Consider the following 340-nt stretch of genomic DNA (forward strand, 5'->3'; position numbering starts at 1 on the left):
CCACAATAGTGTCTTCTCTATTTTCTTCATCGCATAGAGTTGGGCTACACCCTCATCTGCACCCATGGCGCGCGATTTCATTGACTCAACGATTATCACGTAGATGACAGGAAGTAACCAAAGGTTAAGCTTGGCTATTAAGTCGAAGACTGCCGCCGCCAGCGTCATTGCCGTTGGCAAAATCACTAGCGCTGTCGGATCTGAAACTACCACCATAAGTTATTTACCTAGAAGTGAAACAGACTTAGGACCTAGCACATCCAATAGCATTCTCGAATACTTGAATGGCGAATAACCTCGACCTTGAGCATTCTCAATCAGGCGCGTTCGCTCATAATCC

At 46.2% G+C, this 340-nt stretch carries 1 protein-coding gene; it reads right to left on the minus strand.

All coding sequences use genetic code 11. The features are described 5' to 3' along the window. Window positions 1-216 (minus strand): hypothetical protein (locus AB4585_RS29275; RefSeq protein ID WP_372172330.1); only part of this gene is annotated, 216 nt, incomplete at its 3' end. Between the last annotated feature and the right edge of the window lie 124 nt (window positions 217-340).

The sequence above is a fragment of the Vibrio sp. 10N.222.49.C9 genome, from assembly GCF_041474985.1.
Classification (GTDB): Bacteria; Pseudomonadota; Gammaproteobacteria; order Enterobacterales; family Vibrionaceae; genus Vibrio; species Vibrio crassostreae_C.